Origin of the sequence: Dietzia sp. SLG310A2-38A2, from assembly GCF_014145095.1 — a bacterium.
In the GTDB taxonomy this organism is placed as follows: domain Bacteria; phylum Actinomycetota; class Actinomycetes; order Mycobacteriales; family Mycobacteriaceae; genus Dietzia.
Genome location: NZ_JAALDX010000530.1, coordinates 1 through 433 on the forward strand (window position 1 = coordinate 1; position 433 = coordinate 433).

Annotated in this window: 1 protein-coding gene; it reads right to left on the bottom strand. The window is 66.7% G+C overall.

The window, feature by feature from the left end; all coding sequences use genetic code 11:
- Positions 1-283: DivIVA domain-containing protein (locus G6027_RS16770; RefSeq protein WP_182638132.1), on the bottom strand; the 283-nt coding region annotated here is incomplete at its 3' end.
- Between the last annotated feature and the right edge of the window lie 150 nt (positions 284-433).

Sequence of the window (433 nt, forward strand, 5' to 3'; positions counted from 1 at the left end):
CCGGGGTGGCGGCCTGCGGCTCCTCGACGCGGCCGGCACCCGAACCGCTCGCGGAGTCACCGGGGGCCTTGTCGGACTTCTCCGCGGCCTTGCGGGCCTTCTCGAGGTCCTTGTTCAGCTCCTCGACACGCTGACGGAGGTCGTCGTTGTCCTCCACGAGCTTTCCGAGCTCCTCCTCTACCAGGTCGAGAAACTGGTCGACCTCGTCCTCGTTGTAGCCCCGCTTACCGATCGGCGGCTTTGAGAACGCGACGTTGTGCACATCGGCTGGAGTCAAGCGCATGGGATACCCCTCGTGGTCGTCTCGGGTGCCGGCCCGGCGTTCTCGAACCGGACCCACGACATCATTACTACCTTAACGCGTGCCAATCTAGTCACATTCGGCCCGCGCGTCACCTGCGGCCCGCCGCAGGTGTCACCTGCCGCCGGCCGC